The following is a 6244-nucleotide window of genomic DNA, read 5'->3' as shown; positions in this document are numbered from 1 at the left end:
AATAGTAACATGACGTTTTCTAAACCTAATCTTTAATAATGTTTTTAATAAAACTAAAAGATTATGATAGCCAAAAATTTGGTTTTCAAACGTAAATTTTGAAATTAATTTTTCATTTAATATACAATCGACTTTATAAGGTGCTTTTTCTAAAATTTTTAATGCCATTTTTTCGTGACCACTAAAAACGGTAGATGGGAAAAAAAATAAAATCTCTTTATCCATTGATGATTTTCTTTAAAATTAAAACATAATGATATATTCCAAATTTTCTTGAAATTCTACCCAATAAACTTCCATTATAAAATTTTACCATCTGATCAATAAAATACTTATTATTCTGAGGTTTACTTGCGAAATCAAAAACTCTTTTATCACTCTCATCAATATTTACAGCAAATTTATCTACTAAAGTTCCTTTATGATATCCTGATCCGTCAGAACCAATATTCGATACTTTTGAAATAGACGGAATTACAGAGTTATATCCAAAATATGTCATTTTTGCACATAACCAAGCGTCAGGAAAACTACCGTTATGCTTAAAATCTCTAAGAATCGAATCTGTTATATACCCTCCTCCTAATTTATTTATTTTATTCAATACGCCTTCTCTCTTAAATACATTGTAATCGTCTTTAAATTCGATTATTTTATTATATTTTTCTTTCCAAATGCCATATCCCCAAGACAAATTCCAATAATAAGTATAATAATCCGAAATATGCTTTAAGTAACTTTCTTCTTCAAGTACTGCAGGACAATAACCTGAAATAGAAAATATCGAAGGGTCATTTTTATAATATTCCAGACCTTGATTCATAAAATCAAGAAAATTTTTCGAACATACATTATCATCTTCCATGGAGATAATACTGCCATACTTATTTACTAACCTCTTTTCTGCCTCAAAAATGCTACCGGGAGCTCCATAATTAGTCTCCCGAAATTCTTTAATAATCTCTTTAAAACCGGTAATTGTATCAATATAACTTCTTATCTCAATAATAGATTGTTCATCTCCAACTCTTCCACAACCATCTGACACAATAATTAAAGTACTTTCAGATGCTAAATAATTATTTTGCAAACTTTCAACTGTCTTTCGTAAATGATCAATCCTATTGTAAGTGTAGATAACTATTGGTGCTAATATCATTGTGTTTTTATTTTTTTCATTGAAACAAACAATATTTCTCTAATATATTTGAAACTTGTTTTATTTAAGAAGAAACTTGAAAAATAAAATAAAATTAAAAATATCAAAAGTTGAAAATTAATCAAATAAATATTCATCTGATATCCTTCAAACAAGAAATCTGCAATTAAAAAACAAATTACACCACCAAACATTGTTGGAATTAAATCCAAAATTTGATTTAGAATAGAATATCCAATAAATTTTTTTGTATAGTACAAATTAATAAAAAGTGAAATATAAGAATGAATTACTAAGCTATAAACTAAGCCTGTAATTCCAAAACGATACAAAAGAAAAATTAAGAAAATCTGGAGTACTTTTTTTATAAATTCTAATTTTAATAAAATATCGCTTCTCCCATAAACATTTAAAACATTCATATTCATTGAATGTATCGGATATAGAAGTAATCCTAGACATATAATTCTAAATATATCAATGCTTTCTATCCATTCAATCCCCATGAAATTGCGAATCATATACGGTATAACTATTAATATAGTGCCGACAACAAAACTGGTTGCAAAAAAAACTAGTTTAATAGACTCTCTAAATTTTTGTCTTAATAAATCAATGTCATCTACATAATTTACGAACAAGGGTAAAGTAACCTTTGATAATACGGTACTAAGAATAGATATCGGATAATTTCCTAAGCTATAAGATCGATCAAATATACCAGTCATTCTAATTGAAAAATACTTACCAATCATTAATTGATACAAATTTTCGAATAAAGTATTTATAAATGATGAAATTGATATTTTGTACCCAAAATTAAAATGTTTTTTTAATCTATTCTTATCTAAAACAAAAATAGTTTTCCATCCCGAAAAAAGAATAAATAACACGAGTGAAATAAACTGATTTACTAAAAACAAATAAATAATACTCCAAATTCCATAATTATTCTGACTAAGAATAATAGCAATTATAGAACTTATTACACTTCCCGGTATATTTAGCAAAAACATTCTTTTATAATTGAAATTTTTCATTAAATATGCCGCATAAACACTTTTTATAGAAGAGAATAAAATTCCAATTCCATAAACAGGAAGTACCATAGCTAATTTCGGAATATTATAAAAGTGAGTTATAAACGGACTAAGTACAATAACTAAAAGATAAACACATAAACCAAAAATGGCATTTGTTACTAAAACAGTTCCATAATCTATATCACTGCAATCTTTAGTACGCATAATTGAATTAGACATTCCACTATCAGCAACTGCAAGTCCTAAATAGTAAATAACTCCTAAAATTGATGCTATTCCAAATTCAGTAGGGCCAATTACTTTTGCAATATATAGAGTTATAAAAAAATAACTTCCTCTGTTAAAAAATAAATCAATTGAATACCAATAAACAGATTTTAATGCTTTATTTTTAATAAGTCAATTTTTTAAATTAGTATTTTCTTTGCCATAGTATTTAAAAATTCTTCATTGGGGGCCACTATGTCAAACCTCCATTTAAATCTATAGAAGCCCCTGTAATATATCTGGTATTTCTTAAAAAATTAACTGTATTCAAAATATCTCCAGGAGGACATAATATACCTGTAGGAATTTGCGAAATGACAGCTTTTTTATATTCTTCTGGTACCATTTCTATCATACCTAATTCTGAGTATCCCAAATTAATGTTATTAACAGTAATATTTAAACCTGCATTTTCAACAGCTAACGATTTTACCAGCCCCCAAAGAGCAGATTTAGACGCTGCATAGGCGCTAATTCCAGGAGTCGGTTTTAAAGCTACTACTGAAGAAAAATTTATTATTCTTCCATACTTTTGACTTCTCATTATTGGAAGTAATGCTCTAATTATGTTGTAAGTGCCAATCAAATTTGTATCAATAACATTTTTCCATTCTTCTTGGTTACTTTTGTGAGCATATGAATTATAGGTAATTCCAGCACAATTAATTAAAGTAATATCTTTTAATTCACCAATATTTAGATTAACAAATCTTTCTACCTCTTCGTAATTTGTCAAATTTAACCTTGTAAATTTTTCAATATTTTCTGAAGGCTTACTATTAAAATAAAATCCTTTTACATCTTCATCGTAATCATTTAAAAAAGATTTAAAAAGAAAATCACCAATCCCTCTAGATGCACCTGTTATAATTATCATTTATATATTTGCTTTTTTTAAGTCCATTTAATTATCGCCGCTCCATAAGTCCATCCAGAACCTACTGCAGCAAATAAAATTATATTCCCTTTTTCTATTTTTCCAGAACGATTCAATTCATCTAGCAAAATTGGTATTGTACCACCACTCGTATTTGCATATTTATCCATATTTGTCATCACCTTTTCAAAGGGCAAGCCAATTATTTCAGCCGTTTTTTGCAGAATTTTTATCGAAGGTTGATGAGGAACCATTAAGCTAATATCATCAACTGAAAGATTTGTATCCTGTAAAACCTGCCGTATTGCTTTTGGTAACACTTCAGTTGCTGTTGCATAAACTGCTTTTCCATTCATATTAAAATAATGCAATCCATTACCCACAGTTTCTGAACTTGCCGGCATTTCTGAACCACCTGCAGGGATTGTGAAATTCCATTTACCTCTTCCATTAGTATATAATCTAAATGCTAAAAAACCTTCACTTTCACTAGCATGAGATAAAACAGCAGCACCTGCTCCGTCTCCAAAAAAAACAGCATCTCTTCTACTCCAATCAGTAATTTTAGAAAATGTATCAGCTCCGATTACAAGCACATTATCATATACACCTGACGCAATAAATTGTGAAGCAACCGACATTGCATATAGAAAACCACTACAAACAGCTGAAATATCAAATGCAACAGCATTGTATGCCTCTATCTTATCTTGTACAATAGCTGCTGTTGATGGAGCCAATCGATCTGGCGTCGCTGTTGCAACAATTATTAGATCTACTTTGTCTTTACTAAGACCCGCATTTTCTATAGCATTAATAGCTGCTTTAGAAGCCAAATCACTCGTAAATTCATTATCCGCAGCAATTCTTCTTTCTTTTATCCCGAGATTTTCTTCAATCCATTCCGAAGTTGTATCTAAAACTTCAGACAAATATTCATTTGTGTATACTTTCTCCGGTGTATGAGATCCTGTACCTACTATCTTTACGTTTCTAACTACTTGCTTCATCCTTATAAATTAAACTTTTCTTTAACTAGCAGATATTCGGACTTTAAAATACTCAATATAAATTCATTATGAAACCCCCCATTTTTATACACAGAATGCCTTTGAAGAGACTCTTGCATAAATCCAACTTTTTCCATTAATCTTTTTGCAACTGTATGCTCTTCTAAACATCTACCTGTACATCTTTCCATATTTAATTCTTCAAACACATACTTTAAAACCAGTAATACAGTTTGAACTCCAAGACCTCTTCCATTAAAATCAGGATGTAATTTAATACCGCTCCAAAAGCATGATTTATTTACATGATCAATGTCTGAAACTGATGTATATCCAATTATTTCACTAGTTTCTTTACTACATACTGCTACGTAAAACCTATCTTTATAATCATTAAAAATTAGATCTTCAATCCATTTTTGTTCCCTAGCTAATGAAACAAATCTTTTGTTCCCGCCAATTAAATTTTCAAAATCCTCAAATCTACGTAAGGAATTAACAAATATGGCATCATTCATCTCAAATGCTCTAAAAAAAATATCTGTTGTCATTTTGCTATTATTTTTAAAATTGTGTTCATTTCATTAAATCCGTACCTTTGATCTATTGGCAAATAAATAACTTCATCCGCTAATATATACTCAATACTTTCCTTTTTACACCATTGTTTTACATTAGGCCAGTAAATTGCTGTATAAATTTTATTTTCTAAAAGTCTCTGTCTTAAAGTAGAGTCTTTTGTCCATAATGGATAAACCATCGGTACACTTCCTTCATTCAAGTCAAAATCTAACTGATTAATACTCTTTAAAATATTATGTAAGTATTTATAGTTTTCAATTCGTTTATTGGCTACAATTTCAAAATCTATCGAAGATAAAATTCCAGAAGTTATTGATGACATTAATCTAATTGGCTGATTTTCCAATAATTTATCATTAGCGATAAAATTACTATAGCCTGCCTCAGCAGAAAGATCTTTTCGAATCAACAAATGTCCCATTCTATCAAAAGAAACATCTTTTTTAAAATTTTCTTCTAATTTTACGTCACAATATACATACGCACCATCTGGAACTCCAAAAAATTTTCTTGCTGAATAAATTGAAGATTCACTTTTATAAGGCCTTGAATAAAATGCTTGAGCATTATCAATAATTAGCTGTATATTTTGTGATGACAACTCTTGAATAAAGACATCTTTTAACCCAAAATAATTAGTATAAAGAAAAAAGTCATTTTTAGTTAAATTAGAGAAATTAAAAACAGGCTCAAGTTGATCATTAATCGAATAAAATTCAAAATGTACACCAAGCTTTTTAAGAGGCTCTAACAAAACATCACAAGTAAAATACGGCAAATATAATCTCTTTACATTCTTTGCTTTCAAAACAAACTCCAACGCATTTCTACCAGTATTTAATGCTATTGCATGTTTATGATAACTTTTACTATTGTTACAAGTTTCTAATTCGAAATAACCTCCTATAGAATTTAAATCTCTCATAAATCTTTAAAGTAACTCAAATTGATCGAGCATTATATTAATTTCTTCCGTACTATTAAACATCAAAACATCAATTATACTTAGCCATGGAACAAATTCATTACCAAATTGCTTATATGTTACTTTATTTGAATGAATAAAGCTTAATTCAATACCATGCTGCGCAAAACTTTCTTTGTTGTACAATTCTTTCCCTCCTAAAGGATTAATATAACTAGATGATTTATTTCTCTTAACAATTTCAATTAATCGACTTTCCCTATCTAATAATTTTGTGTCAACATAATCTAAAGACGAAAAGCTAAAAATAGTTTTTAAATCTAAATATTTAGAAATACTAATAACCGATTCATACGCTAATTCAGCTATCGAGATATATTC

The 6244-nt window shown here is 28.4% G+C and carries 8 protein-coding genes; all 8 read right to left on the bottom strand.

Going from position 1 to position 6244, the window contains the following annotated elements:
* The coding region (locus tag B0A80_RS20380; RefSeq protein ID WP_133063729.1) for a hypothetical protein at positions 1-225 on the bottom strand (225 nt) is incomplete at its 3' end.
* Positions 218-1159 carry a glycosyltransferase family protein gene (locus B0A80_RS20375; protein WP_089078479.1) on the bottom strand — a complete coding sequence of 314 codons (942 nt, stop codon included), beginning with the start codon at positions 1157-1159 and terminating at the stop codon, positions 218-220. The genes B0A80_RS20375 and B0A80_RS20380, both read right to left, overlap by 8 nt.
* Positions 1156-2598, bottom strand: coding sequence for a lipopolysaccharide biosynthesis protein (locus B0A80_RS20370; RefSeq protein ID WP_262487857.1), 1443 nt, complete (start codon positions 2596-2598; stop codon positions 1156-1158). The genes B0A80_RS20375 and B0A80_RS20370 overlap by 4 nt, the downstream gene beginning before the upstream one ends.
* A gap of 64 nt (positions 2599-2662) precedes the next feature.
* The gene (locus B0A80_RS20365) at positions 2663-3346 is read right to left on the bottom strand and encodes an SDR family NAD(P)-dependent oxidoreductase (RefSeq protein ID WP_089078477.1); all 684 of its coding nucleotides are present in this window, start codon (positions 3344-3346) and stop codon (positions 2663-2665) included.
* A gap of 17 nt (positions 3347-3363) precedes the next feature.
* Positions 3364-4356, bottom strand: a complete 993-nt coding sequence (locus B0A80_RS20360; protein WP_089078476.1) for a 3-oxoacyl-ACP synthase III family protein — start codon at positions 4354-4356, stop codon at positions 3364-3366.
* A 2-nt stretch (positions 4357-4358) separates the two neighbouring features.
* Positions 4359-4907, bottom strand: coding sequence for a GNAT family N-acetyltransferase (locus B0A80_RS20355; protein WP_089078475.1), 549 nt, complete (start codon positions 4905-4907; stop codon positions 4359-4361).
* Complete coding sequence (locus B0A80_RS20350) at positions 4904-5863, bottom strand: hypothetical protein (protein ID WP_089078474.1); 960 nt, start codon at positions 5861-5863, stop codon at positions 4904-4906. Before B0A80_RS20350 ends, B0A80_RS20355 begins: the two co-directional genes overlap by 4 nt.
* A 6-nt stretch (positions 5864-5869) precedes the next feature.
* Positions 5870-6244 (bottom strand): WbqC family protein (locus B0A80_RS20345; protein ID WP_165769305.1); only part of this gene is annotated, 375 nt, incomplete at its 5' end.

It is taken from the genome of Flavobacterium tructae, assembly GCF_002217475.1.
Classification (GTDB): Bacteria; Bacteroidota; Bacteroidia; order Flavobacteriales; family Flavobacteriaceae; genus Flavobacterium; species Flavobacterium tructae.
This window is presented reverse-complemented; position numbering and strand designations above follow the sequence as displayed.

What these genes read in the sequence shown, in the direction of transcription:
- B0A80_RS20375 (WP_089078479.1), bottom strand. Translation starts at nt 1,159, where the DNA reads ATGATATTAGCACCAATAGTTATCTACACTTACAATAGGATTGATCAT.
- B0A80_RS20355 (WP_089078475.1), bottom strand. Translation starts at nt 4,907, where the DNA reads ATGACAACAGATATTTTTTTTAGAGCATTTGAGATGAATGATGCCATA.
- B0A80_RS20350 (WP_089078474.1), bottom strand. Translation starts at nt 5,863, where the DNA reads ATGAGAGATTTAAATTCTATAGGAGGTTATTTCGAATTAGAAACTTGT.
- B0A80_RS20365 (WP_089078477.1), bottom strand. Translation starts at nt 3,346, where the DNA reads ATGATAATTATAACAGGTGCATCTAGAGGGATTGGTGATTTTCTTTTT.
- B0A80_RS20360 (WP_089078476.1), bottom strand. Translation starts at nt 4,356, where the DNA reads ATGAAGCAAGTAGTTAGAAACGTAAAGATAGTAGGTACAGGATCTCAT.